This window comes from Rhodococcus sp. YH3-3, assembly GCF_001653035.1.
GTDB lineage: Bacteria > Actinomycetota > Actinomycetes > Mycobacteriales > Mycobacteriaceae > Rhodococcus_F > Rhodococcus_F qingshengii.
In genome coordinates this window covers 1,548,449-1,574,897 of sequence record NZ_BCWH01000002.1, presented here as the reverse complement: position 1 = coordinate 1,574,897, position 26,449 = coordinate 1,548,449, and the positions used below count along the sequence as shown (strand labels likewise).

Annotated in this window: 23 protein-coding genes, 1 tRNA gene and 1 pseudogene; 9 read left to right on the top strand and 16 right to left on the bottom strand. The window is 62.6% G+C overall.

Annotated elements, in window-relative coordinates:
• Window positions 1–91: 91 nt before the first annotated feature.
• The 8 genes from YH3_RS20300 to YH3_RS20265 form a co-directional block, all read right to left on the bottom strand.
• Window positions 92–2,662, bottom strand: coding sequence for a hypothetical protein (locus YH3_RS20300; RefSeq protein ID WP_064443927.1), 2,571 nt, complete (start codon window positions 2,660–2,662; stop codon window positions 92–94).
• 2 nt (window positions 2,663–2,664) lie between these two features.
• Complete coding sequence (locus YH3_RS20295; RefSeq protein WP_003946304.1) at window positions 2,665–3,651, bottom strand: DUF1839 family protein; 987 nt, start codon at window positions 3,649–3,651, stop codon at window positions 2,665–2,667.
• Window positions 3,651–4,607 carry an amino acid--[acyl-carrier-protein] ligase gene (locus YH3_RS20290; protein WP_007728880.1) on the bottom strand — a complete coding sequence of 319 codons (957 nt, stop codon included), beginning with the start codon at window positions 4,605–4,607 and terminating at the stop codon, window positions 3,651–3,653. Before YH3_RS20290 ends, YH3_RS20295 begins: the two co-directional genes overlap by 1 nt.
• Window positions 4,604–5,794: an acyl-CoA dehydrogenase family protein gene (locus tag YH3_RS20285; protein WP_042448906.1), complete on the bottom strand. Its 1,191-nt coding sequence runs from the start codon at window positions 5,792–5,794 to the stop codon at window positions 4,604–4,606. The genes YH3_RS20290 and YH3_RS20285 overlap by 4 nt, the downstream gene beginning before the upstream one ends.
• A complete protein-coding gene (locus YH3_RS20280) occupies window positions 5,791–6,033 on the bottom strand; it encodes an acyl carrier protein (protein WP_003946296.1) in 243 nt (80 codons plus the stop codon). Before YH3_RS20280 ends, YH3_RS20285 begins: the two co-directional genes overlap by 4 nt.
• The gene (locus tag YH3_RS20275) at window positions 6,026–6,472 is read right to left on the bottom strand and encodes a holo-ACP synthase (protein WP_064443926.1); all 447 of its coding nucleotides are present in this window, start codon (window positions 6,470–6,472) and stop codon (window positions 6,026–6,028) included. Before YH3_RS20275 ends, YH3_RS20280 begins: the two co-directional genes overlap by 8 nt.
• Before the next feature lie 286 nt (window positions 6,473–6,758).
• On the bottom strand, window positions 6,759–7,400 hold the full coding sequence (locus YH3_RS20270; RefSeq protein ID WP_003946317.1) for a ScbR family autoregulator-binding transcription factor: 642 nt from the start codon (window positions 7,398–7,400) through the stop codon (window positions 6,759–6,761).
• 189 nt (window positions 7,401–7,589) lie between these two features.
• Complete coding sequence (locus YH3_RS20265) at window positions 7,590–8,243, bottom strand: TetR/AcrR family transcriptional regulator (RefSeq protein ID WP_003946303.1); 654 nt, start codon at window positions 8,241–8,243, stop codon at window positions 7,590–7,592.
• A 154-nt stretch (window positions 8,244–8,397) separates the two neighbouring features.
• Here YH3_RS20265 and YH3_RS20260 point away from each other — a divergent pair.
• The 6 genes from YH3_RS20260 to YH3_RS20235 all read left to right on the top strand — a co-directional run bounded on the left by YH3_RS20260 (window position 8,398) and on the right by YH3_RS20235 (window position 14,491).
• Window positions 8,398–8,468, top strand: a tRNA-Gln gene (locus YH3_RS20260).
• 76 nt (window positions 8,469–8,544) lie between these two features.
• Entirely contained in the window at window positions 8,545–9,996 is a 1,452-nt protein-coding gene (glmU, locus tag YH3_RS20255; RefSeq protein ID WP_003946310.1) for a bifunctional UDP-N-acetylglucosamine diphosphorylase/glucosamine-1-phosphate N-acetyltransferase GlmU, read from the top strand.
• 71 nt (window positions 9,997–10,067) lie between these two features.
• Window positions 10,068–11,048: a ribose-phosphate diphosphokinase gene (locus YH3_RS20250; protein WP_003946284.1), complete on the top strand. Its 981-nt coding sequence runs from the start codon at window positions 10,068–10,070 to the stop codon at window positions 11,046–11,048.
• 239 nt (window positions 11,049–11,287) lie between these two features.
• On the top strand, window positions 11,288–11,944 hold the full coding sequence (locus tag YH3_RS20245) for a hypothetical protein (protein ID WP_030536285.1): 657 nt from the start codon (window positions 11,288–11,290) through the stop codon (window positions 11,942–11,944).
• Between the two features lie 79 nt (window positions 11,945–12,023).
• The gene (locus YH3_RS20240; protein WP_007728891.1) at window positions 12,024–13,604 is read left to right on the top strand and encodes an SLC13 family permease; all 1,581 of its coding nucleotides are present in this window, start codon (window positions 12,024–12,026) and stop codon (window positions 13,602–13,604) included.
• Window positions 13,604–14,491, top strand: a complete 888-nt coding sequence (locus tag YH3_RS20235) for a cyclase family protein (protein WP_030536286.1) — start codon at window positions 13,604–13,606, stop codon at window positions 14,489–14,491. The genes YH3_RS20240 and YH3_RS20235 overlap by 1 nt, the downstream gene beginning before the upstream one ends.
• Before the next feature lie 3 nt (window positions 14,492–14,494).
• Here YH3_RS20235 and YH3_RS20230 read toward each other — a convergent pair whose 3' ends face one another.
• Window positions 14,495–15,700: a sorbosone dehydrogenase family protein gene (locus YH3_RS20230; protein ID WP_058037014.1), complete on the bottom strand. Its 1,206-nt coding sequence runs from the start codon at window positions 15,698–15,700 to the stop codon at window positions 14,495–14,497.
• 108 nt (window positions 15,701–15,808) lie between these two features.
• Entirely contained in the window at window positions 15,809–17,350 is a 1,542-nt protein-coding gene (locus tag YH3_RS20225) for an HNH endonuclease signature motif containing protein (RefSeq protein WP_051649520.1), read from the bottom strand.
• Window positions 17,351–17,446: 96 nt separating this feature from the next.
• Between YH3_RS20225 and YH3_RS36115 the strand changes: the two genes are divergently transcribed.
• Complete coding sequence (locus YH3_RS36115; protein ID WP_042921056.1) at window positions 17,447–17,791, top strand: hypothetical protein; 345 nt, start codon at window positions 17,447–17,449, stop codon at window positions 17,789–17,791.
• A 12-nt stretch (window positions 17,792–17,803) separates the two neighbouring features.
• Here YH3_RS36115 and egtD read toward each other — a convergent pair whose 3' ends face one another.
• The 5 genes from egtD to YH3_RS20195 all read right to left on the bottom strand — a co-directional run bounded on the left by egtD (window position 17,804) and on the right by YH3_RS20195 (window position 23,400).
• Window positions 17,804–18,775: an L-histidine N(alpha)-methyltransferase gene (gene egtD, locus YH3_RS20215; RefSeq protein WP_064443925.1), complete on the bottom strand. Its 972-nt coding sequence runs from the start codon at window positions 18,773–18,775 to the stop codon at window positions 17,804–17,806.
• Complete coding sequence (gene egtC / locus YH3_RS20210) at window positions 18,772–19,518, bottom strand: ergothioneine biosynthesis protein EgtC (protein WP_064443924.1); 747 nt, start codon at window positions 19,516–19,518, stop codon at window positions 18,772–18,774. Before egtC ends, egtD begins: the two co-directional genes overlap by 4 nt.
• Window position 19,519: 1 nt before the next feature.
• Window positions 19,520–20,827, bottom strand: coding sequence for an ergothioneine biosynthesis protein EgtB (egtB, locus tag YH3_RS20205; protein ID WP_064443923.1), 1,308 nt, complete (start codon window positions 20,825–20,827; stop codon window positions 19,520–19,522).
• Window positions 20,824–22,047, bottom strand: a complete 1,224-nt coding sequence (gene egtA, locus YH3_RS20200; protein WP_064443922.1) for an ergothioneine biosynthesis glutamate--cysteine ligase EgtA — start codon at window positions 22,045–22,047, stop codon at window positions 20,824–20,826. Before egtA ends, egtB begins: the two co-directional genes overlap by 4 nt.
• A 78-nt stretch (window positions 22,048–22,125) precedes the next feature.
• On the bottom strand, window positions 22,126–23,400 hold the full coding sequence (locus YH3_RS20195; RefSeq protein WP_064443921.1) for an APC family permease: 1,275 nt from the start codon (window positions 23,398–23,400) through the stop codon (window positions 22,126–22,128).
• A 14-nt stretch (window positions 23,401–23,414) separates the two neighbouring features.
• Here YH3_RS20195 and YH3_RS20190 point away from each other — a divergent pair, with 14 nt between their 5' ends.
• Both YH3_RS20190 and YH3_RS20185 read left to right on the top strand, forming a co-directional pair.
• Entirely contained in the window at window positions 23,415–24,596 is a 1,182-nt protein-coding gene (locus YH3_RS20190; RefSeq protein ID WP_064443920.1) for an aminotransferase class V-fold PLP-dependent enzyme, read from the top strand.
• 82 nt (window positions 24,597–24,678) lie between these two features.
• Window positions 24,679–26,139, top strand: a complete 1,461-nt coding sequence (locus YH3_RS20185) for an FAD-dependent oxidoreductase (protein ID WP_064443919.1) — start codon at window positions 24,679–24,681, stop codon at window positions 26,137–26,139.
• Here YH3_RS20185 and YH3_RS36760 read toward each other — a convergent pair.
• Window positions 26,136–26,449 (bottom strand): annotated as a pseudogene (locus tag YH3_RS36760) (transcriptional regulator); the annotation flags it as partial. The gene YH3_RS20185 and the pseudogene YH3_RS36760 sit on opposite strands and share 4 nt — an antisense overlap.

Genomic DNA, 26,449 nt, shown 5'->3' with positions numbered 1-26,449 from the left:
GCACAGCCCGAGCGCAATATCCCCACCGAGGCAGAGTTGTGCGCCGGTTCGATTCTATCGGTGTGCGATCTCGCAGCGCAGTCCGATCCGTTCAGTTTCCCGTAGCACTCGTCTTCTTCGACGTCCGCTTGGACGGCGAGGATTGTGTGACCGGAGTGATCGGCGGCGCCACGGCCACACTCACGTGCGAGTTGAGCGCCCGAACGCGACCGATCACCTTCGTCGCCTGACCGGTTCTCCGTAGGCGTACAGTCCTGCGACCGTTCGGCGCGAGGTGGAACCAGGAGTCTTCGGGCTCGAAGCCCTGCAGTTCGAGGGCAACGTATTGGGCGGAAGCATCCGTCGAGACGTCGACTACCCACTCTTCGTCACCGACGTTGCGCGCTGCGGCAACAAGTCCGACCGATCGCTCGCGAGGCCGCGCCGAGCCACCCAGGAGGTGGACCACTTCGTCCACCATCTCGCCGTCTTCGTCTTCGAGTGTGACGGTGACGGCGTCGTATGTCCGCGCCCCGAACCGAAACACGTGAGTGAGGTCGGTGAAACGGCCGACAAGGCTGTCCACGGACCAGGTCAGACTTGAATGCGCTTCCACCTTGACCGGTAGCGCGACGTCGACCGGGACGACGCCTGACCGACTGTGCGCTCGAAACCTGATCTCGCCGACGACAGGTTCGGCGGTCTCGTTGATCGCGTCGAGCCTCAATCCGTCCATACCGTCGTCCGTGACGAGGAGCGCGATCGGTTTGGCGCTCCTACGGAGCACGAACCACGGAGCTTTGGGGCTGCCGCTCCAATCGAGGACCCCCCATCCCGGTCCGGGCTCCATGTCTCGCAGTGCGAGTGTCAAGGCGCCGTCGCACCGAGAGTCCGGGCGACGCCAGTATCCGAGCGTCGATGCGAACGCCTCACATACAGCTGCTCGCCCCAGGTCGAGATAGCGTTCCGGGTCGGACCACCGGACTTCACGAGCGTCTTCGCCGAAAAGCGCGTAGACGTAGTGGTCCCGAACATCCTCGAAATCCCACGACGATCCGTTGTCCCTAGGCACCGCGGCTTTCCATGCCGGGTGGTGCCCCGCGACGGCGAGTGAACCGAATTCGTTCTCGATCACGGCATTCGACGGTGGAATCGAAAATGCCAATGATTCGGTCGCAAAACGTACTCGCGCGCTGAGCACGTCGGCCAGTGGACGACGATAGGCACCCACCCCGAAGTAGTGAGCGACCCCGCTTCCGACATGCGTTGCCAATTGCTCGCCCCCGCGAGGCGCCGAGGGGGACGACGTCACGTACTCGAGTTCGGGTGCCACCGTCGAGATCAACTCCGGCAGTCTCGAATGAATGAGCGGGATGTGTTGATCGACCAAGCCCAGCATGGTCGGCTGCTGTTCGGTCTCGCTGCCGCCGCAGAAGACTGCCAAAGCGGGATTTCCGCGCACTCTGTGCAAGAACTCGGTGACCTCGGAGGCAACGAGTTCGAAGAATTCGTCGGTGTCGGGCGGATCGAGCGTCGCCAACATCATGTCCTGCCACACGAGAATGCCCAGTCGCGCGCATTCCTCCCAGAAGTGGTCGCTCTCGTAGACCATCGTCCCCGGGATTCGAATCATGTTCAGGCCGGCCTCTGCCAGGCGTTCCAAGACGCGAGTGGTGCCGGCGTCGCCTTGAAGCGAGATCGGGTCGGTCGGCACCCACACCGAACCACGGCAGTACACCCGGATGCCGTTGACATACAAACGGAATCCACCATCGGATCTGTCGACCTCCACCGTCCGGAAGCCAACTGAACCGAGATGCTCGGAGACTCCGACCGCTTCCATCGTCACCGGATAAGTGCGCGGGGTGCCATGAGTGTGCGGCCACCACAACTTCGCTTCCGGCACTTCGACGACGCCGGACACCTCGAGAAATCCATCCGGTCCGGCGGATACAGCCAATTGCCGCGAGTGTTCGCCGACGCGCACGGTCACGTACTCCAGCGAGGCCGGCAATCCGGTGAGCCGAGCACTGACGGCAACGCGACCGGTTGTGCCGTCAACACTCGCATGCTTGACAGCAGAGACTACGGCGGCAATCCCCTTGTCCAACAAGCGGATACCCCGCCACGGACCCACCGGTACCGGTACACCACTGAACACGGGAGCCATACCGAGCATCGTGGTTCGGATCCACCGAAGGCCCTGTTCACGGACCATCGACGAGCGCCAACGTCCTCGAGGACGCCTCGATCTCAAAATCGCGGAGAGAGAATGAAAATGAACAGCCACCTGGACACGTTTACCAGCGCCGACTCCGGCCGGAATGCTCACTTCCCCAGGTGCGAACATGGATTCAGTGGACGCGACACGGACACCGCCGATCCAGACATCCGCAAACGCCGTCATACCGTCGAACTGGAGCAGCCACGACCCCTCACCGGTCGTGGCCACGGTAGTCACGAACCACCAGTCCGATGATGAAACAGACGACGACGAAACGGACTTCGTGCGTCCGGCGTCCGTCTGCTCCGCACGTAACGCACCGACGACTGTTCCAGGCACGGACGCTGCGACCCACTCGGTCACGGCTTCGAGGGCATCCGGGTCGGATATGGATCCGGGTTCGGTTGCAGCGCATCGCCATATCGCGCCGGCCAGCAGGTCTGCTGACGAACGAGGCACTGTTAGACCAACCTCAAGTGTCGATGCGAGTCGACGCCGACTGTGTCGGCAACGATTTCCATCGCCCTCTTCCACGACACGGCCATCTCGTCGAGTTGCTCACGCGGGTCCACCGCGCGGCCCCTGGAGGCACGCGCCATCTGAAACTGCACGCTCTTGGCACCGGATGCCACTTTGCGGAAATCTGGCGCAGCTTCGCCTGTCCCGGAGAAACCTGCAGTGTCCAAGAACTCGCTGGCGTCGGCAGCCAGCTCCGCGCTGGCCCCGCACTGACGAAGTAGCCCGAAGGACCAGAGGTGAAACGCATCCATACCCGCCCCCTGCACCCATTCGAGGTCGTCGATCACCTTGCGTCCCAGCTCTCGCACCGGATTACCCACCGCTCGAACCGCTACATTCCGCCGAGCCACTTCGGCGATGTTTCCGGCGTTGGTCGCGTGAACCGGATTCAACCTGATCTGTTCGACATAGGGCACGAACGAAGGAAGTGAGGAACGATCGAGATCGAAGACGCCGGAGAAATCGTCGCCTCGCAGCAAGTAGTAGCCGCTGTTGTGAAAGTACTCGAGCTCGCCGGCAACGCGATCGATCCGATTGGGCACGATCGTGGTCTTGGTGTGCCCCTCGTGATAGCTCGTTCCAAGAGTGTCGGGAAGCCAGTATCCGTCCACTTCAACCGTCGACAGCATCCCAACCGCGAGGTTGTCCTCGACATGGATCAGCGGTGCCCGCCAGACGTTCATCTCGGCGACTTCGATTCCGTACAGCGCGTAGATGTCCTCGGCCTTGAGCTTGAGGAACGTCCACTGAGTCCCGTCGAACCGCGATGAGAAGGCACATGCCAATGCCGGGACGGGGTCCAATCCCAGCGAATGCAACACTTCGATCCACAGATCCGTGTAGCAGTTGGTCTGCGCCCACACGCGGTCGTCCTGGTGCAACGAATGGGGCCGGTAGCGATCAGGTGAAATGTCGATCAGCCGTGACATCAGATGCCCATTCGTTCACGAACGGAGGTTGGCCATGCAGCCACGTCAAGACCATGAGTCCGCAACAAGGACAACGCGATTCGCTCCATCCCGAAGCCGACGCACGAGCTGTGTGCCACCTCCCCCTCCGCCGTTCGGATGTCGAAGTTGACACCGAAATGGTCGAGATGGTTGTTCGAGGACACGATCGCCGTGCCCTCGTCGAGATCTCCGTAGAGCCGAACTGTCAGTTCCGTCTTGAGATTCTCTTCACGCTGGTTGGCTGCAAGCATCTTTCCGGCGCGCCCGAAGAAAGGATCATTGGCGATCACCGGGGTAGCGTCGAGTTCGAGCCGGCCGAGCACCTCGAGCCCCCGCTCGATCCAGTGCTCGCGATGCGCTCGCGCTGCCGCGGCGTCACCGATCGTCACGAACTCGTGCATCCGAAACGCTTGCATGCGAGCCGGATCGATGGCCGGTTCGTGCCGGAAGCAAAAACCGTAGATGTCCAGCAGCACGCCGCCTTCGGGCAGAACTCCGGTGTACCGCGCATAGGCAGGATGGCACGCTGCGGACACGAGCATGGTCTCGGTCGGCTCGAGGTGGCGGTCCCACGATTGTCCCTCGGCGCGATCGGCCAGCAGTCGCGCGTGATCGCGATTGGAACCGGCGAAGGTGTTGATGGCGCCGGTGAGGTTGGGAAACGAAGCGATGTAGTCGGTGCGCTCGAAACTGCTCCGCGGGAACACCGGCGGGAACCGCAGCCGAGTCGCGGCGTCGCCTGGCCCCGCTGCAATCACCACTCGGTCGATACCGTCGACGATGTCCTCGAACACGCCGGAACGCCCGTAGAGTCCCGGCACCTCCGTCTCGACGAGAAGTCCTTCGACGAGCAGTTCACGTTGAAATGCAGCCCGGGCCCGATCCAGATCGGTCTCGCCTGTCACAGTCTCGGTCGTCACAGTCTCGTTCGTCATAGCGTTCCCCGGTATCCGATGGCCATGTGCGCTGAACCTGCCATGATTCGATCGTTGTTCACCATCACCGCTGCGCCGTGCGCGTCACGAAGGTGCCGACCGAGCGAAAATTCGGTGTCCTCGCGATATCCCGAGATTCCACAGATCAACATTGTCTGCCCCACGATTTCCACCACCGCTGTCGACGCTGTGACTTTCAGGTTGTTCATCGCGAGCGAAAATCCCACCGCTCCCGTCGCCTCGAAATCGGCAACGCCTTCCTCCGCGTGGACTGCGCGGTCGTACCTGCGCGCAGAGGCGCCGACGAGATCGGCGAATTGTTGTGCCGAAGCGGCAACTTCGGCGAGCCGCAGCGCTCCGGGGGAAGTGACCCCGGGCTGCTTGCGGGCGGCGGCACGCACGTACTTGCGCGCCTTCTCGACTGCAGCGTCGGCAATTCCCAACCACACCGAACTCCAGACGACGTGCGAGACCGGAAGCATCGTGTGGGTGGAGATATCGGAATACGGTACGTCGGCGACCATCTCCGGCGTCGAGGTGGCCCGAAGGATGTAACCGAGACTGCAAGTTCCCCTCAGCCCCAGCGTGTTCCACTCGGTGGTGCGTTCGAGCGTCAGGTCTGGGGTACGACACACCACGAGAACCTGATCGTTCGGCTGACTCTCCGGTGTTCGCCGAGCCGTCACGACTATCGCGTCGGAGTGTTCACCGTACGAAATGACAGGCGCGTTCTTGATCAACAGCAGGTGACCGCCCAAGTCTTCCACCGCGCAGTAACTCCGGCTGACGTCACCACCGATTCCCAGCTCAGTGGTTGCCGATGCCAACAGCAATTGCTTGTCGACCGTTTCTTCGACAAACTCGCGTAGTGCTTCGGTGTTGCCGTGCTTGACCAACGAGTATATCTGCGTCTGATGCATCGCGAAAATCATTCCGCTTGCTGCACAGCGTGTTCCGATCACACGGGCGATCTGCGACACTTCCTGCAGCGAGAGCCCTTCGCCGCCTAGTTCCCTCGGCACAGCTACGGACAGCAGCCGTTCGCTTCGCATGGCGTCGACAGCTTCACGCGGAAACCTTGCTTCTGCATCGACTTCGTCGGCCCACACCGCTGCAACTTCGTCGGCCAACCGTGCGGCCCGCTCGAGGGCCGTTCCGGTGGAGCACTGCGATTGCGGAGCGTTCATGCAGCACCCAACTCCGTCAACGCACCCTCGATCGCCTTGACGCTTGCGAAAGTACTCTTCCGCAACAACTCGTCAGGGAACTCGATGTCGAACGAATCCTCCAGTGCCAACATGACATTCACGCTCGCGTGCGACGTCAAACCCAACTCGTAAAGATCGGCCTCTCCGTCGATCGTGCTCACGTCGACTGCCAGCCGACCGTGCTCGACGAGCACTTTCCGAATTGCCTGATCAATCATCAGCGATGTCGTCCTTCTTTTCGATGCGAGCGCCCGAGCGTGTTGCGATCACCATTGCGATGGCCACGTCCGCTTCGTGCGAGATAGATACTTGAAAATCGTGCAGATCCTGGGTCCGCGCGAGTTCCGCGGCATTACCGGACAGCGTCACCCCACAGCCACCCCACTCGGCCCGAGTGATTTCGATGGAACTCCACGGAACGGAAACGTCACCAGGCCGCAGTACCTTCACCACAGCCTCTTTGGCGGCGAAACGTGCAGCCAATCGTTGATCCCGCGCCGGCCCGGCGCACGTCTGCAATTCGTGCGGGGTGAAGGTCCGATCGAGATACCTCCGCCCGAAGAGTTCGATACTTCGAGTGACATCCACGACGTTCACTACGTCACAGCCGATCCGCGGGCCGATGTCGAGCATCGGCGTCGGCGCAGTGTCACCCATCTGTCGACTCCCCATCTGGGGTCGTACACGCCGGGCAGCCCCCTATGCTGCCCGGTGCGCCGACGCCGTCACCCTGCCCTGACAAACCTTCATTCTCAGCAATTCTTCAGCTACTGATAGAACATACCGCAATCCGAAGATCGACGGCAAGATCGGACTTCCAGATTCCCATCAACACTATAAACATACTCTTAGTTTGTTTCGAATGCAGAACAAAGAGAACAATGTCCCTACCAGGACATTTGCAGCAAATTGACCAAAGGAGCAGTGCGGAGAGCCAGTGATTTCAGTGATCACTGGCAAGGCGACGGGCCGCGAATTGCCTGAAGTACTCCACTTTCGATTCCGGGACCACGATCGGAAGTATCAGGTTCCACGATGCCTTCATGGAGTCCGAAAGCTCACGAACGGTCCCGGTCGCGGCTGCCATCAGCCGAACTCCCGACGCAACTTCCAACAGGAAACGAGCAATGTCAGCAGAATCCGCGTCCGAACGCAGATCACCTTCGTCTGCCGCACGGCTGGCAAGTTCACGGTAAATGTCGAGCCACACGTCCAGAGTCGCCGGCCCGGAGCCCCGATAGTCCCCGATCTCGACCAACAAGCGGAACGTAGCTCTAACCATGGCGTCATGCGCACCGATGTCGACGATGACCGACGAAATACCGATCAGTGACTCGAGCGCGGGAGTTCGACGGTCCAACCAGAGCTCACATTTTGCGTCGAAACGTGCCGAACCTTCGTCGATCACTGCCCGCGCGAGTTCTTCCTTGGACCCGAAATGGAAGTACAGGGCGCCTTTGGTCACCTGCGACTCGGCGATGATCTCGCTCAAGCTGGCATTGGCATAGCCCAGGCGCAAGAACACACCCGCTGCTCCGCGCAGCACCGAATCACGGGTGGCTTCTGCCCGCTCTTGCCTCACCATCGATCCGGCCTCCAATCACCACACATCGAACGAATTCTTGGTCTTACCCGTTCACAGCGTCAAAATGGATGGCACGGTTCGGCATTCAACCCACCCTGCAAACAAATGAGACATTTGCCCATCAAACGATCGTGATACAGCGAACACAGCTTAGACCGCGATCCATCTCTGCGCGGCAGGCGCGCCTGGTTAACCCTCCAATTGTGGATCGGCTTCCAGATTCGTCAGCCCATTCCAACACAAATTCACGAGGTGAGCGGCGACAACTTCCTTCGACGGAGTCCGTTCGTCGAGCCACCAAGTAGCCGTAGTGGACACCATGCCGACAAGCGCCTGTGCGTACATCGTTGCTAGTCCGGGGTCGAAACCGCGTCTGGAGAAGTCCCCCGCCAACAGGTAGCCCACCTGACTGATCGCGTCGTTGAGGAGGCTCGAATATGTCCCACTGGGCGCGACAACGGACGAATCGCGCACGAGTATCCGAAATCCGTCGGTGTGCTCTTCCACGTAGGTGAGCAAAGCCAACGCAACCCGCTCGACTCGAACTCTCGAGCGATTTTGTGAGAGCGAAGACGTGATCATCTCGAGGAGTCGCGACATCTCCCGGTCCACTACGACGGCGTACAGCCCCTCCTTGCCGCCGAAGTGCTCGTACACGACAGGCTTGGACACGTTCGCGCGCTGGGCGATCTCCTCGATCGAGGTCGCTTCGTATCCCCGTTCGGCGAACAATGCCCGCCCGATCTCGATCAGCTGTTGCCGACGTTGGGTACCGGTCATCCGGATCCGTGTCACTCGTTCGGGAACTGGATCCCCGCCACCCGAACCGGACACCGTCGCCATTGTCTTCCTCTCACCGACACACAAATTACTGCTGTGGACGCTCAGCCTATCGGGACTTCAGGGGCCCGATCGGAGGAGCGGTTCGACCTACGGCGGGTCGGCATGCGATTATTCTTTCGCGCGTTCGGCCGCAAGGCTCGGCAATGCGTGGCAATCCGCCGTGGTGTAATGGCAGCACCTCTGATTTTGGTTCAGATAGTTCAGGTTCGAGTCCTGGCGGCGGAGCTGGTGAACAACATGCTTTCCCGAGCGGAATGTATGTCTTGATCGACAGTTTGATCGACAGAGGGAGCTCAAACCAGTGCAGACCGCCGTGATCGTTCTCGCAGCGGGTGCCGGTACACGAATGAAGTCGAAGACTCCCAAGGTCCTCCACACTCTCGCCGGACGCAGCATGCTGGCACATTCGCTTCACGCGGCAACCTCACTGAATCCCACGCACCTGGTGACCGTCGTCGGTCACGATCGTGAGCGTGTCACCGAAGCCGTGAACGCAGTCGCCGGGGAACTGGACCGTTCCGTCACCGTCGCTGTTCAGGACGAGCAGAAGGGCACCGGGCACGCTGTCAGTTGTGGGCTCGAGGGGTTGCCGGCCGACTTCTCCGGGACCGTACTCGTCACAGCCGCCGACGTGCCTCTGCTCGACGGAAAGACCATCGCAGACCTCCTCGCCCAGCACACGGCTGCTCCCGCGGCCGCGGTGACGGTGTTGACGTCGACGGCCGTCGACCCCACCGGCTACGGGCGAATCCTTCGTACGACGGACGGCGAGGTGAACGCCATAGTCGAGGAGAAGGAAGCCACCGATTCGCAGCGCTCGATCACCGAGGTCAATTCAGGGGTCTACGCCTTCGACTTCGAAACTCTGCGCGACGCGCTGGCGTCCCTCGACTCCAACAACGCACAACACGAGTTCTATCTCACCGATGTGATCATGATCGCCCGTCGCGCGGGCAAGCGTGTTCGTGCTCAGCACATCGCGGATTCGGTTCTCGTCGCGGGCGCCAACGATCGCGTGCAGCTCTCGACGCTCGCCCGCGAGATGAACCGTCGGATCCTTGAGAAGTGGATGCGTGCCGGCGTCACCGTCGTCGATCCTGCGAGCACATGGATAGATTGCGACGTGCACATCGCACAGGACGTGACGCTCCTGCCAGGAGTTCAGTTGACCGGCACGACCTCGGTGGGCGAAGACGCCGTGATCGGCCCGGATACCACCTTGGACAACGTGAGAGTCGGCGAGCGCGCAGTCGTCGTCCGCTCGCACGGGACCGACTCCGTTGTCGGCGCGGACGCGACTGTCGGCCCCTTCGCCTATCTCCGGCCTGGTACCCGCCTCGGGGCACACGGCAAGATCGGCGCCTACGTGGAAACCAAGAACGCGGATATCGGCGAGCATTCGAAGATTCCGCATCTTACCTACGTCGGCGACGCCACCATCGGCCATCACAGCAATATCGGAGCTTCGAGCGTCTTCGTCAATTACGACGGGGTGAACAAGAGCCGTACTGTGGTGGGGTCGCATGTCCGAACAGGCTCCGACACCATGTTCGTCGCCCCTCTCGTCGTGGGAGACGGCGCATACACGGGTGCGGGCACGGTCTTGAAGAACGACGTACCGCCTGGGGCGCTCGCCGTCTCGGGTGGGGTGCAGCGCAACATCGAGGGCTGGGTCCAGAAGAATCGTCCCGGCACACCCGCGGCCGATGCCGCTGCAGCAGCTGCACAACCTGACGGCCCTGCAACAACCTGACAGCCCTGCACAACAGACAGCACAGATCACCACCAGATCGACCGGCAAGTACAAAAGGACGGCATGAACCAGTGACTGCGAATTGGATCGACAACCAGAAGAACCTGATGTTGTTCTCGGGTCGCGCACATCCCGAGTTGGCGGAGCAGGTGGCGAAGGAACTCGACATCCGCGTCACCCCGCAGACCGCGCGCGACTTCGCGAACGGTGAGATCTTCGTTCGATTCGAAGAGTCGGTTCGCGGCTCCGATGCGTTCGTCCTGCAGAGTCATCCGGCACCGCTGAACACGTGGGTGATGGAGCAGCTCATCATGATCGACGCTCTCAAGCGTGGATCGGCAAAGCGCATCACCGCCGTTCTTCCGTTCTACCCGTACGCCCGCCAGGACAAGAAGCATCGCGGACGCGAGCCGATCTCCGCTCGCCTGATTGCCGACCTGCTCAAGACCGCCGGCGCCGATCGCATCATCACGGTCGACCTGCATACCGATCAGATCCAGGGCTTTTTCGACGGCCCCGTCGATCACATGCACGCACACAGCCAGTTGGCCAACCACATTCGCGCGGGCTACAACCTCGAGAACATCACGGTGGTGTCCCCCGACTCGGGGCGCGTTCGTGTCGCCGAGAAGTGGGCCGACTCGCTCGGCGGAGCACCGCTGGCATTCATTCACAAGACGCGCGACCCGTTGGTACCCAACCAGGTCAAGTCCAACCGCGTCGTCGGTGAGGTCGAAGGTCGCACCTGCATCCTGATCGACGACATGATCGACACCGGCGGAACCATCGCCGGCGCGGTCAAGGTGCTCAAGGAGGCCGGTGCAGGTGACGTCGTCATCGCTGCAACCCACGGCGTCCTCTCCGACCCTGCGGCCGAGCGTCTGTCGACGTGTGGCGCGAAGGAAGTTGTTGTCACCAACACACTTCCGATCGACGAGTCGAAGAAGTTCCCGACGCTGACGGTGCTGTCCATCGCACCGCTGCTCGCTCGCACCATCAAGGAAGTTTTCGAGAACGGTTCTGTGACTTCGCTGTTCAACGGCAGCGCCTAGTCTCGCGCCGCACTACGGGCGCGTACCTGTGACTTCACGGTCACCGGTACGCGCCCGTCGTCGTCTTCGTGAAGGTCTCAGAAACAGACCACCCGGTCATCATGAAACCACCTGTGGGACACACGAATACCGCCGAATGCGGCGATTGACATGATCTTGATCACGCTCCCGTCGAGAAACCCAGGTCGATGTTGGGGCGGTGTTCACCGCGCCGCAATCTTCGCCTAGTGTGGCTCGTCGTGATCGACGCGCAAACCCTGGAATCCCGGCCCGAATCTCATTCCCTGAATTCATCAGTTCCGACGATCCGGCGGTGGCGCCCAGGATCTTGTGTCTGGTGCGGAGACGACAACTCCGTGGACATGTTCCGCAACGAACCCCGCTGCGGAAAATGCCGTGAAAACGAAGGCATCATCGACGACGCCAAGCGCTTCCTCGGCATGTACGGTCTGCGCCCGCTCGGCGGCACGCTGCAGTCCGACGACGACGAAGAGCGCGAGTACCGCGTCAACGCACGCGAGGCACGCCGAGTCCTGAACGAGATCCGTATGGACGTCCTTCCTGATGCGGCCGCTGTTCGCAAGGCAATTCGGCCCCGCGCCGCAACGGTTGTCGCCGACACGTCACCCGCACGCGCTTCCCGCCCCGCCAGCACGGGCACAGCGACGCGTGTTGCCGCTCCGGTCAAGACCGACACCGTGGACATCGACACGCTCCAGACGCGCGTCCTAGGGCTTCTCGATCAGCTCGGTTCGATCGACGAGCAGATCAAGGTCGCCGAACTCGCACAAGGGTTGCCGGCTCGCGCACGACTGAGCGATCTGAACAAGCAGAAGGCCACGGTTCTTCGCACGCTGGCCGCTCTCGAGAAGGCCCGCATCGCCGCCTCCAACTAATTCCCCTCGCGTCCGTCCCACGGCCCCGTCTCACTTGCGAGACGGGGCCGTTCTGTATGAGCAGGTACCTTTACGAATCGTGAATGACATCACCATCACTTTCGTCGTGCTTGCACTGGTCGTGGCGCTGTTCGTGATCGGCCGAATCCCGGTCGGCATCATCGCGATCGGCACTGCCCTGGCGCTGTACGCCACCGGTGTGATCACGATGGAGCAGGCGCTCGCCGGATTCGGCGATCCCACGGTGGTGTTCATCGCCGCGCTTTTTGTCGTCAGCGAAGCCCTCGACGCCACCGGTGTCACCACATGGGCGGGCGAGAAACTGCTGGCGAAAGTCGGCGAATCCCGAGTCCGTCTCGTGAGTGCGATCATGTTGCTGGTTGCCGCGTTGACCGCATTGATCAGCGTCAACGGGGCCGTAGCCGCGTTGGTACCGATGGTGGTCGTCTTGGCGGTACGTCTCGGTAAATCGACGTCACAACTGCTTCTGCCGTTGGCATTTGCCGCCCATGCCGGATCGATGCTCACCTTGACCGGAACACCGGTCAACATCATCGTTTCCGAAGCCGCCGAGGAATCCGGGGCCGGTGCTTTCGGGTTCTTCAGTTTCACCTTGGTCGGTGCGCCGCTCGTATTGGGAACGATTGCGATCGCCGTACTTCTCGGTCCTCACGTCCTCCCCCATCGTGCGGGGACGTCGATGTCGCCTGACCTGAGCCGGCATGCCAAGACCCTCGCGAAGCAGTATCAGCTCATGGGAAAGGATGCGCCGTCCGCAGAGCCCTTGATCACCAAGCACGACGGCGTGGTCGAAGTGATCATCCCGCCGCGCTCGGAAATGATCGGCGACAGGGCTTTTCCGGGCATGGTGACCGACAGTGGAGATCTGGTGATACTCGCAGTCCAGCGCGCCGGTGAGGACTGCGGCCCCAAGGGCGTCAAGTTGGCGGCCGGTGACACGCTTCTCCTGCAAGGAAGCTGGGACGATCTCGACACCCACACCGCCGTCGATCCGAACGTCCTCGTGGTCGACGCACCTGCCCAGATCCGTAAGCAGGCAGCCCCGTTGGGAACCCGCGCGGTCATCGCTCTCGTCGTCGTTGCGGCGATGGTAGTGATGCTGACGTTCGGATTGGTGCCGTCCGCGATAGCCGGACTCCTCGCGGCATGTGCGATGGTGCTGCTACGAGTCATCAGCGTCGAGCAGGCGCATCGGTCCATCTCGTGGACCACGTTGATTCTCGTCGGCGGAATGATCCCGCTGTCGACCGCAATCCAGCAGACCGGCGCGGCCGAAAAGCTCGCGCATGCGTTTGTCGACGTCGTCGGTGGGGCAAGCCCGTATGTCGTCGTCGCTGGACTCTTCGTCGTGACGGCGACTCTGGGCCAGCTGATCAGCAACACTGCAACCGCGTTGATCATCACGCCGATCGCGATCTCGGTCGCCATCGAACTCGACATCTCGGTGCTGCCCCTTCTGATGACGGTCACCGTCGCTGCCGCGGCCTCCTTCCTGACGCCCGTAGCCACTCCCGCGAACATGATGGTGATGGGCCCTGGTGGTTACAAGTTCGGCGACTACTGGAAGCTCGGACTCCCGATGTTGTTGTGGTTCCTGATAGTTGCAACGGTGTTGATCCCAGTGATCTGGAGTTTCTGATGTGCTCACCGAAGGTCTTGTCGGAGGTCTACGAATCGATAGGACGCGAAGGCAGGAAGATCAGCCGTCGATCGATGTTCGCGGCGCTGGGCACCGGTGCCCTCGGCGCGACCGTCATGGCCGGCGCTGTACAGCCCACTGCGTCGGCAGCACCAACAGGTCAGACCATCGTCGATCTGACCCACGTACTGACGCCGGAGTTCCCGGTGTGGCCGGGCGCGCGCTCGTTCGAGATGAGGAACCTGGCGAAGATCGCCGACGCCGCCGGATCTCTGGGCTCGCTCGGCTCCGCCGGGTCAGGTGGAAACTTCTACCTCAACGAACTCCGCCTCGAAGAACACACTGGTACTCACATCGACGCTCCCGCACACGCCAGTGCGGACGGAATCACCGTCGAGAAGATTCCCGTCGCCGACCTCGTCGTGCCGATTGCGGTCGTCGACATCAGTGCCCGAGCCTCCGTCGACCCCGACACACTGCTCACCCGCCAGGACATCCTCGATTGGGAGTCCCTCCACGGGACCATCGCTCCCCGCAGCCTGGTTGCGATGAACTCGGGTTGGGATACCCGGGCCGGTGCCGGTGGCGCCTTCACGAATCGAGATGCACTCGGCGTGCAACACACACCGGGATTCAACCCCGAGGCGATCGACTTTCTCGTCCGCGAGCGCAACATCGTCGCCGTGGGCTCGGACACCCTCAGCATCGACGCGGGCCGAAGCACCACCCACGGGGCTCACCGAAGCGCTTTGGGCTCAGGAAAGTACGCAGTCGAAGCCCTCGCAAATCTGTCCGCACTTCCGGCCGTCGGCGCCACGGTGATGGTGGGAGCGCCGACGCATGCGGGTGGTTCGGGTGGTCCGTGCCGGGTCATCGCCTGGTACTGAAGATCAGGGCGTAGGCGTCACCCGCAGCACCTTGTCGCCGGCGCCGTTGTCGGTGGTCACCAGGAGCGAGCCGTCGGGCGTCGGGGTCACCGACCGCAAGCGACCGAACTGGTTCTCCAACCCGAAGGTCTGCGCGTCGACCGAGCGTCCGTCGGCACTCAGGCGGAGGAAGATCAGTTCCTTGCTCTTGAGGCCACCCATTACGAGCGCACCGTCCCAGGCACCCCATGCAGCTCCACCGGTGAAGGCAGCGCTGGCGGTAGCCAACGTCGAGCTACCCGAACGCCACACCGCCGCAATCGCTCCCGGCACTCGCACGGGATCGGTCATCGGCACGGATTCGTCGTACGTTCCGGGAAGCCGATCCGGGCGGTAGCCGTAATTTCCGCCGGGGGTAAGCAGGTTGACTTCGTCGTCGACGCTTGTGCCCTGTTCAACCGAGTACACCCGGCCGGTTCCGGGTTGCACGGCCAAGCCTTGGACGTTGCGGTGCCCGAGCGTGTAGACCGGGCTGGAAGCATTCGGATTCCCCGCCGCCGGAGTTCCGTCGGCGTTGATGTGCAAGACCTTGCCGCCCAGCGAATTCGGATCCTGGGGGACGCTCGGCGTCGCGGTGTCACCCGTCCCGACGAACAGCGTTCCGTCCTGCGCCGCAAGAATTCGGCAACCCCCGTGACGCCCGGACGAGACCGGGATTCCTGGCAGTACAGTTCCGGTTCGCGTGAGTGCGGTCCATCCGGCGTCGACGGTCCACGAGATCACTCGAACGTCCGTGACTCCCCCAGCGCTGAATCCCTGGCAGGTGTAGAGGGTGCGCGACTGAGCGAAGTCGCGGGCAAGCGCGATACCCATGAGACCGGTTTCGGACTGCGCGTAGAGATCCGAAAGGTCAGCAGCGACTGGACCTGTCGTGTTGTCGCCTCGGCGAACGAAGAATCCGCCGGATCGTTGTCCGGTCAGGATTGCACCGTCCGGGGCCGCCACCACGTCCCAAGGGTGGTCGAGTCCGTCGACCAGTGTGGTGACCGACAACTGCGGGAGGGTGTCCTCGATGGGTATGTCCGGGTCGTCGCTCCCCAACGATCCGGTGCTTCCGTTGCCGAAACTGCCGGGGTCGAAGGGGAATGGTTGAGCCACGCTCTGCGTTACCGGCATCACCAGTACTGCAGTCAGGGCCACGGTCAATGCGGCGAGCTTCGGATGACGCACGCGTTCTCCTCGGGTCGGAAACCGTTCTGCGCCTCACTATAAACAGACAAACACCATTTTTCGGGCCCTCTCGCTATACCCGCAGGCCACAGGAGAAACGAAACCCCTTCAGAAGTCGGCAAACTCCGGCAAAGCGTTCGCCAGTGGGGATGCGTTACGTCTTGATGCAGATCGTGCCTTCCGCCAGCCGGGCACACTCCAGTCCAGGAGGTATTCGAGATCCGCTTCCACTCCCCTGTCCCGAAGTCCGAAACGTCGTTCCAGCGCATCGCCGTCCGTCAAATGCAGTCTCGCCGCGTCGGGCACTCTCAGTTCGGGGTCACAGAATGGGCCTACGGGCGCGGTAACCGTTCGTCGTCCTGACGGATCTTTCCACTCCAGAAGACCACCTCCGATTTGCTTCACTGTCCACCTGCCAAACGTCTTCAGTCGGTGATGTTTTCGACACAGACAGGCCAAGTTCCGTTCTGCAGTAGGCCCTCCCTGAGCGGGGTTGCCGTGATCGAACGGCACCGTGTGATCGATATCGCAACTATCAGAACGCACAACACAATTCGGAAAGCGGCACGTACCGTCTCGCGTCCTTACAATCGTCACCAACGCCGCGGACGGCTGGTACGTGGATTCACCGCGCCGCGAACCACTGTTCCTTCGCGAGCGATTATCCCTTGCCGCAGCGGGCAATATCTCCGGTGAGCGCATCGACCGACCCACGCCGAGCACCGGTCCGGCTGCCCCCGCAGTCGAACAATGTTGCACCTCGGACGGTGCAAGGGTGAGGACTCTCTGCCACGTGGCGTCCGCGGCGATCGCGCGCGCAAGGTCGGCATCGATGTGGCCGTACCCCTGCAAATAGCCTGGCAGGTCGTCGAATCCGAGCAGGGTGGAAGCGTTGACACCCACAAGAATTGTCGCAATCGGGAGCGCGGAGGTCTTCGTATCATCCCTACGGGTGCAATCGCCGTCGCACTGACAATCCAACGACGTCTTTCCTTCCGCCAATGCGATCAGTGCATCGGCACGCCGTTGCCCGAAAGTTCTCGGATCGGAACCACAGACCTGCATCGACATCGCACGGAGCCTCGTGGCCAAAGTCTGAGCGCCGACCGCTGGAAGCATTCCGTCCAGAGTCGACATACCGTCGTGCGACGCGCACGTCCGAACGTCCCGATCCGCCTCCGCACGAACTCGCCTGGCACGCACCCCATCAGGGTCGTGCCGAGCAATGAGACCTCGTGCGCGCGCCTTCAACTTGTTACCGGTTACACGGCAGGCACCGTCCACGAGGAGTCGCTCGATGTCATCGAGCGCGTGCTCGGAGACGTTGGCGAGAGCTTCGGACAGTGCCATCGCTTTGGCCAGATCGATGTCACCGCAAGCAAAAGCGGCCGCCACCCGCGGAAGTCGCCAGCGCAGGTCACATCCCAGTGCAATCATTTTCTGCGCGGCGTACTCCGTAATGCTCAGTATCGACGCGATCTCCACGTGCGCGAATTGACCCCGAAAAGCCTCATTGACTCCAACCGCGGCATCCTCCTCACAACGGTCCAAGTACAGCGCAGTGACCGCGTCGATCTCGAGGAAGTGGGCGCGCGCGATTTCCGCATGCTGCCGAAACAGCGCGTCCGCGGAAGTCTTCGATTCGAACATATGAGCGATTCTACGGGCGCCCACCGACAAGTTTTTGCGAAATCCCGGGGTATTCACCGATACCTTTTGCGCTCCGATGTCACTACGTTCAATCGCATGACTCAGCATCCGACACGAGATCAACCGTACTTCGGCATAGCGATATTCGAGTTGGGGAAGAATGACGGGGTCGGGTGCTTCCACCGAGAGGACTGTTATCTCATCTGGGCTGGCGACCCCGCTGAGGCGCAGTCAAAATTCGAGCGCAAGGCCGGCGAGCAGGAGTATCCGCTCGGCGCGAGCGATGACCAGTCCTATGTAAAACTCGCGCATCTCGTGGATCTTGCGCCGGTGTCGGACGCTGTCCATACTGGCACCGCAGATCTCTACTCTCGACACTTCTCAAATATTGCCGCCTACAGAACTTTTGAGACACTTCTAGGGGGAGACAGCATCCTCTGACAAGCGCCCACTTCACGCCCGCTGCGCACACAACAGCGCAAAGCGCTGATCCCGATCCGTCCACACCTTCCGCACCCCGAAGCCCGCGGACGCGAGTTCCGCGGCAATCCCGTCCTCGGTGAACTTCGCCGAGATCTCGGTGCGCAGCTGCTCGCCCGCTGCGAAGGTGATCTCCAGATCCAGGTCGTCGATGTGCACCGAGACTTCACGAAGTGCTTCCAGGCGCATCTCGATCCACTCGTTCTCGGCATCCCAGAGCGCGACGTGACGGAAGTCCTCCAAGGGAAAGTTCGCTCCCAGTTGCTTGTTCAGGACCGAGAGAACATTGAGATTGAACTGAGCAGTCACACCGGCAGCGTCGTCGTAGGCGGGAACGAGGACTGCGGGATCGATCACCAACCCCACGCCCAGGATCAGGTTCTCACCGGGATCGAGCACCGCTGCAATGCCCGAGAGGAACTCGGCGCGTTCTGCCGGAACGAGATTGCCGAGAGTTCCACCGAGAAAAGCGACCGCGCGCCGTCCACCCCCGGGTAGATGATGCAGCGAACCGGTGAAGTCACTGACCACCCCTACCACGTCGATTCCGGGAAACTCGGCACCGACTTGCTGCGCCGCACCTTCGAGGGCCGTCACCGAAACATCCTGTGGTACATACGTTCGCAGAGTTCCGCGAGCCGTCATCGCGTCGAGGAGTAACCGCGTCTTCTCAGAGGAACCTGAACCCAGTTCGATCAGGATCTCGGGTTCGGTCAACGCCGCGATCTCGTCGGCGTACCGAGCGAGCAGGCCGCGTTCGGTACGGGTGGGGTAATACTCGGGTAAGGCCGTGATCTCCTCGAAGAGTTCACTTCCACGCGCGTCGTAGAACCATTTGGGCGAGAGCCACTTCGGCGTAGCGGTCAAGCCCTCCCTGGCCTCGGCTCGCAATGCGTCGACCGATTCGGCCGGTGTCAGATAAACCTCGAGCGTAGGGGTTTTCATTGTTCTCCCATCGGTATCGGCGTGATGATCAAATGGCCGGGACGCGCGCAGACGATGTGCCGGTCCGGCACCTGCTCCCAGTCCGGCGAACGATCGGACGGTTCGGAAACGATCAGTGCCCGCGACTCGTCGACCCGCGTGTACAACGTGTGGCACCACGCCGTGGCCCACAGTTCCTGCCCGTCGCCGAACAGGAGGTTCAATCGTGAATCCGGTGCCGCCGCAGCCACATCGTGAACCAGGCTCGTCACGGCGGCTTCCGCGGGCTTCGACTTCAACCGATGCCGAAGCACTGTCCACAACAAGGCAGCATCCGTCGGCGCGGGCATCTTCAGCAATTCGACGGCCGGAACTTCTGCTGCCAAGTCGGCGAGTGAGCCAGGCCAACCGGATACCGCTCCGTTGTGGCTGAAAGCGTAGGTTCCGTCGACGAACGGTGCGCAGGCACCGATCTCGACGGCCATCCCCTCCGTCGCGGAACGTACGGCGGCGAGAACGGATCCGGAAACGATGTGGGACAACGTCTCGTCGACTGTCGGGTCCGACCAGATCGGCGAGATACTGCGGTACCGTCCCTGCCTTCCACCGTTCCACCACACCGCGCCGAATCCGTCGGCATTGATGGTCCCGCCGCCACGCATCTCGCGAGGTGCCCACGACTGTCGCATCAGTGAGTTCTCGCCGTCGTGGAGGAGTTCACGAACCGAACGCGGCGGCCCGAGATACCCGAGGTGCCGACACATGTCAGGATCTACCCGAAATCGTTCTGGCGCAGCGAAAACCCGAGAAGATCTGGCGCCTGATCGGGTGGTCCCAGTTGCGGAACGTCCCCCGGCAGGCAACGCTGTCGGTCCCGAACGATCCCCCTCGCAACACTTTGTAGTCGCCGCCGAAGAACACCTCCGAGTACTCCCGGTAGGGGAAGGCCCGGAAACCCGGATACGGATGGAAACCCGAAGACGTCCACTCCCACACGTCACCGATCAACTGCTCGACACCTGCTGCCGATGCACCCGCCGGATACGAGCCGACGCCGGCGGGACCGAGATGGCGCTGACCGAGATTGGCAAGTTTCTCGTCTGCGGACACGTCCCCCCACGGGAATCGTCGCGATCTTCCGGATTCCGGATCCCACCGCGCGGCCTTTTCCCATTCCGCCTCGGTGGGAAGCCGTTTGCCTGCCCAGCACGCGTAGGCCTCGGCTTCGTAGAAGCTCACATGCACGACGGGCTTGTCCGGTGGGACCGGAGCCTCGACGCCGAAAGTCTCGTGCCACCAACCCGAACTGTCGCGTTCCCAGAACAGTGGTGCACGGAGCTTCGCGTCGACGCGATGCCGCCAACCGTCTCGAGACCACAGTTCCGGTCGGGAATAGCCGCCGTCCTCGATGAATTCGACGAACTGCCCATTGGTGACCGGGAATCTGTCGATCGCGAAGTCGGTGAGATAGACCTGATGCGCAGTGCGCTCGTTGTCGAGTGCCCACGGTTCGTCGTCGGTCCCCATGACGAAGGGGCCGGCGGGGATCGTGACCTCGTCGAGTTCCGGCATGCGGGCCGCTTGCGGAGCGGGTGTGGCAACGAGTGCCGTGGGTCCCGAACGCAATTGGTGTGTTGCGAGCATGGTTTCGGCGTGTTGCTGCTCGTGCTGCGCGATCATCCCGAAGGCAAAACCGTCCATGTCGAGTTCTGTGCGTCCGAAGGTGCTGGCTTCGAGCACATCCCAGACCTTCCCGCGAACCGTACGTACGTATTCGCGCGCCTCGGCCGGGTTGAGCAGGGGAAGTGTGGGTCTCGACGATCTCGAATGCTTGAACGCGTCGTACAGCTCGTCTATGTCGCTACGCACCGGATCGCGGCCACCGACATCTCGCACCAGCCAGAGTTCCTCTTGATTGCCGATATGCGCCAGGTCCCACACGAGTGGACTCATCAACGGAGAATGCTGAGCGACCAATTCGGTATCGTCGACGCAGTCGGTGAGCAGCGTCGACCGTTCACGCGCTCGCAGAAGTACGGCCTCGACCGCTTCCTTGGTGATCTCCCCCCTCATGTGTCGCTCTCACCGGGCACAATTGCGCGACAACACCGTTCGGCTGCGGCATCGAGAAGACGGACAAACTGCGGCTCCGGCGCGTACGACGCGGCAAGCGACATCAGAGAGGTTGCCGCCGAACGCAGTTCGACGTCGTCCAAACCGTACTCTGCCGCATCCCGCCATCTCCCGGCCGTCGACGCTGCGGCATCACTCGCCTCACGCATCACGGCAGGCCCGGACAGCAACGCGTCGATCGCTGCTACCGGTACTCGCCACAGATCTCCCGGCTGCGCATCGATGTAGCGAACCTCCAGATGGCCGACAGCGCGAACCGGCGGGAACAGCGTGGACAGGTGATAGTCCAAGTCCGCCCAGACGGGTCGGCGTCCGATCTCGGCATCCACAGCGCCGTCTATCCAGTCCCCGAAAGTGGCACCCCGCGGAGCCGTCCAATCGTCGCCCTCGTTTCGCACACACATCAGCGGAACATCGAGCGCCCAGCCGGCGTAGTCCTGCACTTCCGGGACTGCGACCGTTCGCCAGGAATCGAGTTCGAGCCACGTCCGCATGCGTTGGGACGCCCAATCCCCTCTCGGAACCCCTTGCAAGCGTGGAGAACACGCAAACGCAGCGATGAGCGCCGGCCCCATGTCCCCGAGGAGCCGCCAACGCTGGGCAATGGACTCCGGGCTGCCGCCGGCATCGACACTGACCTGCACTGCTGCTGTATTGCACATCATCAAGGTGCCGTACGGTCCTATCCCGGCGAAGCGGGATTCCATTGCGCAATAACGTGGCAACCGGAGAATCCGGGAAGGTGGGCGGGCGACGTCGGCCGCGGCAGAACTGATTTCGATGGAGTACGACGCGAGGAGTGTTTCGAGAGTACGACGGTCTTCGTCGAGACAGTCACACAGTTCTCGGGCGGACGTCCGCGGCGCTGACGAGAGTTCGATCTGTCCGCCAGGTTCTACGGTGACGAGGCTGCCACGAGGAAGCGGAACCGCTGGTGAATCCGGGGCGATACTGGTGGGCGCGTATCGCCCGAGTGCCTTTGCCAGAGTCGCTGCTGACGGCCGCTCCCCACCGGGAACCTGGCTGGTCAGCCACTCGAGCTCAGCTCCGACCAAACGGGGTGGCCCCTGTTTGAAGCACACACCACCGACGTAGGCCTCGGCCGCAGGACGTGAATCCACCTGCGTGGTCTGTGCTGCTGTCAACGCTGCTGTCACCATTCGACTTCCCCTTCGGGCGGTCTTCGCGGTCGCTACCGACGATAGAACGCCAACGTCCGAGATGCACCCTTTGTGGTGTTACGTGTCGTTGAATTTCTTCAGTCGTATCCACCGGTACCCACAACCGGCCAGAACCACACCTGCGCCGGAAACAACCGCGATCCACGGAAGTGTGACCACCAGAACGACACAACCAGCCGCGCCGACCGCTTGCAGCCACTTCGGATACGTCCGGTCCACACCGCGTTGGCTGTACGCACTCACGTTCGCGACGAAGTAGTAGAGCAGCACTCCGAACGACGAAAAGCCGATCACCCCACGAAGATCGGTTGTCGAGACCAAGGCGATCACAACGGCACCGACCACAAGTTCCGCATGGTGAGGGACCCCGAACCGTGGATGGACTGCAGCGAGGGCCACTGGCAGATCGCGCTCGCGGGCCATCGCCATCGCCGTACGACTCACGCCGGCGATCAGAGCCAGCAGCGCCCCCGCCGACGCCGCCGTGGCACCGATCACCACTACGGGAACGGCCCAACTCCAACCGACTGCGCCCACCGCATCTGCCAGTGGTCGCGCCGAATTCGCCAGCCGATCAGGTCCCAGCGTCACCAACAGCACCACCGCTACCAGCGCATAGAGGATGACGGCGACGGTGAGTGCGATCAGGATCGCCCGCGGAATCGTTCGACGCGGATCACGCACTTCCTCCCCCAGCGTCGCGATCCTGGCGTACCCGGCGAAGGCAAAGAACAGCAGTCCCGCCGATTGCAGAATTCCGTACCACGACCCGAATGCGAGATCCGGGAACTCGCGCACCGCACCAGGACCGACGACGGCAACCACCAGCGCTACACACAGCGCCGTCGTCGACACGGCGACGATCACCCTGGCCATGTGCGCCGTCCGCGTGACTCCGCGGTAGTTGACTGCAACCAGCGCTGCCACCACCAATACCGCGACGGGGACACGCCAGGCCGTAGGCGCAACATACGTCGCGAAAGTCAGAGCCATTGCCGCGCAGCTCGCGGTCTTCCCGATCACGAACGACCAGCCGGCGGCAAACCCCCACCAGGGTCCGAGCTGCTCACGTCCGTAGACGTAGGTCCCACCTGAAGTGGGGTATCTGGCCGCAAGCTGCGCCGACGACGTCGCGTTGCAGAATGCGATGAACGCTGCAATCGCCAGGCCCACAAGCAACCCGGTACCGGCTACTGCGGCAGCGGGCGCGAACACCACGAAGACTCCGGCGCCGATCATCGCGCCGAGGCCTATCACCACGGCATCGGCCGTGCCCAGTCTTCGCTCCATCGGGACAGCTTCGTTCACAGGTAGTTTGAACCACACCGACATGAACGGAAGGTGCCATGTTCGATCTCGACACGATCCGCCGCGACACTCCCGGATGCCTTGACAAGGTGTTCCTCGACAGCGCGGGATCCTCGCTCCCGCCCGAGCCGGTGCCGGCCACGATGATCGAGCACCTGCGACGTGAAGCCGACGTCGGCGGATACGTCGCAGCTGCTCGTCAGAGCGGCGCCCTCGCTGCTGTTCCCCATTCGCTGGCCCGGGTCATCGGTGCTCAGGCAACCGATATCGCTTTGACGGACAGCGCGACCCGCGCGTGGAACGACTTCCTCGCTGCCGTTCCGCTCGGACCCGGTGATCGAATTCTCATCAGCGGAGTCGAATACGCGAGCAACGCCATCGCTGCACTGGGGCGGGCGCGTTCGACCGGTGCCCACGTCGAGATCATCCCGAGCGATCAGTACGGACGCATCGACCTCGACGCACTCGAGAACATGCTCGACGATCGTGTTCGCGTCGTCTCCGTCGTCCACGTCCCCACCAACGGCGGCCTGATCAACCCCGTCCGCGAGGTCGTCGAACTCGCGAGGGCCCACGGCTCGCTCGTTCTGCTCGACGCATGCCAGTCCGTCGGCCAATTGCCCATCGACGTCACCGAACTCGGCGTCGACGCCCTCAGCGCAACCGGCCGCAAGTGGCTCCGCGGGCCACGCGGAACCGGATTCCTGTACGTCCGCCCCGGACTCGTCGACGCACTCGAACCCGCTGCGATGGACCTGCACGGAGCGGAATGGACCGGCGAGAACAGCTTCGTACCCGCACCGGACGCAACACGATTCGAGCTCTGGGAAACGAGTGTCGCTGCGCGCCTGGGTCTCGGCGTCGCCGCCGACTATCTGCTCTCGATCGGCACCGACACGGTGTGGGAGCAGATCGAATCCAGAGCAGTCACGCTGAGGCAAGGTCTGGCATCGATTCCCGGAGTCGAAGTCCGCGATCGAGGAACCCATCTGAGCGGCATCGTTTCCTTCACCGTCGACGGTATCCCCGAGCACTTGGTGCGGGATCAGCTTGCAGCACAGAACATCACCGTCACCGTCAGTGGTCGCGGGTCCACCCTCCTCGACATGGATGCCCGCGGGCTCGATGCCGTGGTTCGCGCATCGCCGCACTACTTCGTCGACGAAGCCGACCTGGACACATTTCTGGGCGCGGTCAGGGGATTACAAACCTCCCGTTGACCGGGACCATGCCTGATCTGCGGAAGTCGAAACTGCAACTGTGGGGTGATCAGCAGTTTCGCCTTCCGAGAGGACTATTCGCATGGCCGACCCCACCGTCAGACCGATCTCCGCTGCCGACATCACCACCTGGGACTACGAGGCCGACGTCGTCGTCGCGGGATACGGCATCGCCGGCGTCACCGCTGCGATCGAAGCAGCTCGTGCCGGCGCCGAGGTGCTCGTCCTGGAGCGGACGGGCGGTTGGGGCGGAGCCGCGTCACTGGCTGGTGGATTCATCTACCTGGGCGGTGGAACGCCGTTGCAGAAGGCGTGCGGGTTCGAGGACTCGGTCGAGAACATGAAGACGTTCATGAAGGCAGCGCTCGGCCCCGGAACCGACGATACGAAGATCGACGCGTACTGCGAGGGCAGCGTCGATCACTACAACTGGCTCGTCGACGCCGGGGTCCCGTTCAAGGAATCGTTCTGGGGTCAGCCCGGCTGGGAACCGCCGTACGACGACGGCCTGATGTACTCGGGAGGCGAGAACGCCGCGCCGTTCAACACCCTCGTCGATCCCGCGCCCCGCGGACACGTTCCGCAGATGTCCGAGAAGAACACCGGCGAGAAGGGCGGCGGCTACATGCTGATGAAGCCACTCGTCGAGACGGCCGAAAAGCTCGGTGTCCGAGCAGAATACGATCTGCGCGTCCAAACTGTGGTGGTAGACGGCGATCGGGTTGTCGGCGTCGTCGCCAAGCGTTACGGCAAAGACGTCGCGATTCGCGCACGCAAGGGCGTCGTGCTGGCGATGGGCAGCTTCGCGTACAACAACGAGATGGTGCGCTCGAACGCACCGCGTATCTTCGGCCACCCGGCGGCCTCCATCGAGGCGCACGACGGCCGCGCAATCCAGATCGGTCAGGCACTCGGCGCCGACACCGCACACATGGACGCCACCGAGGTCGCGTTCTTCTGCGACCCACAGTTGATGGTGCGCGGCATTCTTGTCAACGGCCGCGGTCAGCGATACATCCCCGAGGACACCTACCCCGGCCGCATCGGCCAGGCAACGCTGTTCCAGCAGGATAACCAGGCATTCCTCGTGATCGACGAAGCTGCGTACGAGGAAGGCATGAATGCCGAATCGTCCAGTGCACAGTTGCGGGCGCAGCCGAGCTGGGTGGCGGAGACCGTCGAGGAACTCGAAGGCGAGATGGGATTGCCCTCCGGATCGCTGCAATCCACCGTCGACCTCTACAACCGGGACGCGGCTGAAGGTTCGGATCCGGTGCTCGGCAAAAAGTCCGAGTGGGTGAAGCCGATCGTCGGCCCGTTCGCGGCAATCGATCTCCGTGGCCGCACAGGCGGATTCACGCTGGGAGGATTGAAGACCACCGTCGATTCCGAGGTTCTGCACGTCTCGGGTGCGCCGATCCCCGGACTCTTCGCAGCGGGTCGCTGCACGTCCGGTGTCTGTGCGGGCGGTTACGCCAGCGGGACAAGTCTCGGCGACGGCAGCTTCTTCGGACGTCGTGCCGGAATCAGCGCGGCGCGCTAGATCACCACAACTCGCACGCCCTCGGCAAAGCGGTACGGCTGAGTCTGCAGGACCGCGCCGAGGTGTTTCCTCAGTCTGGACACCTCGGCGCGCACTGCCACGACATGCTCGCGATCACCGAAGAGCACTTCGCTCAGGCCTGCGGCATCCACACCTGCCGAACCGACGGCTGCCAGTGCCCGCAAGATCTGGGCGTGACGCGGCGAAAGCGCGCGCGTCCAGTTGGCGTCACCACGCACCGTCACCTGCGGCGATGCGCCGAGGGCCAGCTCCAGCTCGATCAACGGCCCGCCGACGCCGGTGCGCAACA

What these genes read in the sequence shown, in the direction of transcription:
- egtC (WP_064443924.1), bottom strand. Translation starts at nt 19,518, where the DNA reads ATGTGTCGGCACCTCGGGTATCTCGGGCCGCCGCGTTCGGTTCGTGAA.
- YH3_RS20295 (WP_003946304.1), bottom strand. Translation starts at nt 3,651, where the DNA reads ATGTCACGGCTGATCGACATTTCACCTGATCGCTACCGGCCCCATTCG.
- YH3_RS20285 (WP_042448906.1), bottom strand. Translation starts at nt 5,794, where the DNA reads ATGAACGCTCCGCAATCGCAGTGCTCCACCGGAACGGCCCTCGAGCGG.
- YH3_RS20270 (WP_003946317.1), bottom strand. Translation starts at nt 7,400, where the DNA reads ATGGTGAGGCAAGAGCGGGCAGAAGCCACCCGTGATTCGGTGCTGCGC.
- YH3_RS20280 (WP_003946296.1), bottom strand. Translation starts at nt 6,033, where the DNA reads ATGATTGATCAGGCAATTCGGAAAGTGCTCGTCGAGCACGGTCGGCTG.
- YH3_RS20265 (WP_003946303.1), bottom strand. Translation starts at nt 8,243, where the DNA reads ATGGCGACGGTGTCCGGTTCGGGTGGCGGGGATCCAGTTCCCGAACGA.
- egtD (WP_064443925.1), bottom strand. Translation starts at nt 18,775, where the DNA reads ATGAAAACCCCTACGCTCGAGGTTTATCTGACACCGGCCGAATCGGTC.
- YH3_RS20275 (WP_064443926.1), bottom strand. Translation starts at nt 6,472, where the DNA reads ATGGGTGACACTGCGCCGACGCCGATGCTCGACATCGGCCCGCGGATC.
- YH3_RS20190 (WP_064443920.1), top strand. Translation starts at nt 23,415, where the DNA reads ATGTTCGATCTCGACACGATCCGCCGCGACACTCCCGGATGCCTTGAC.
- YH3_RS20225 (WP_051649520.1), bottom strand. Translation starts at nt 17,350, where the DNA reads ATGTTCGAATCGAAGACTTCCGCGGACGCGCTGTTTCGGCAGCATGCG.
- YH3_RS20290 (WP_007728880.1), bottom strand. Translation starts at nt 4,607, where the DNA reads ATGACGAACGAGACTGTGACGACCGAGACTGTGACAGGCGAGACCGAT.
- egtA (WP_064443922.1), bottom strand. Translation starts at nt 22,047, where the DNA reads ATGGTGACAGCAGCGTTGACAGCAGCACAGACCACGCAGGTGGATTCA.
- YH3_RS20195 (WP_064443921.1), bottom strand. Translation starts at nt 23,400, where the DNA reads ATGTCGGTGTGGTTCAAACTACCTGTGAACGAAGCTGTCCCGATGGAG.
- YH3_RS36115 (WP_042921056.1), top strand. Translation starts at nt 17,447, where the DNA reads ATGACTCAGCATCCGACACGAGATCAACCGTACTTCGGCATAGCGATA.
- egtB (WP_064443923.1), bottom strand. Translation starts at nt 20,827, where the DNA reads ATGAGGGGGGAGATCACCAAGGAAGCGGTCGAGGCCGTACTTCTGCGA.
- YH3_RS20185 (WP_064443919.1), top strand. Translation starts at nt 24,679, where the DNA reads ATGGCCGACCCCACCGTCAGACCGATCTCCGCTGCCGACATCACCACC.
- YH3_RS20235 (WP_030536286.1), top strand. Translation starts at nt 13,604, where the DNA reads ATGTGCTCACCGAAGGTCTTGTCGGAGGTCTACGAATCGATAGGACGC.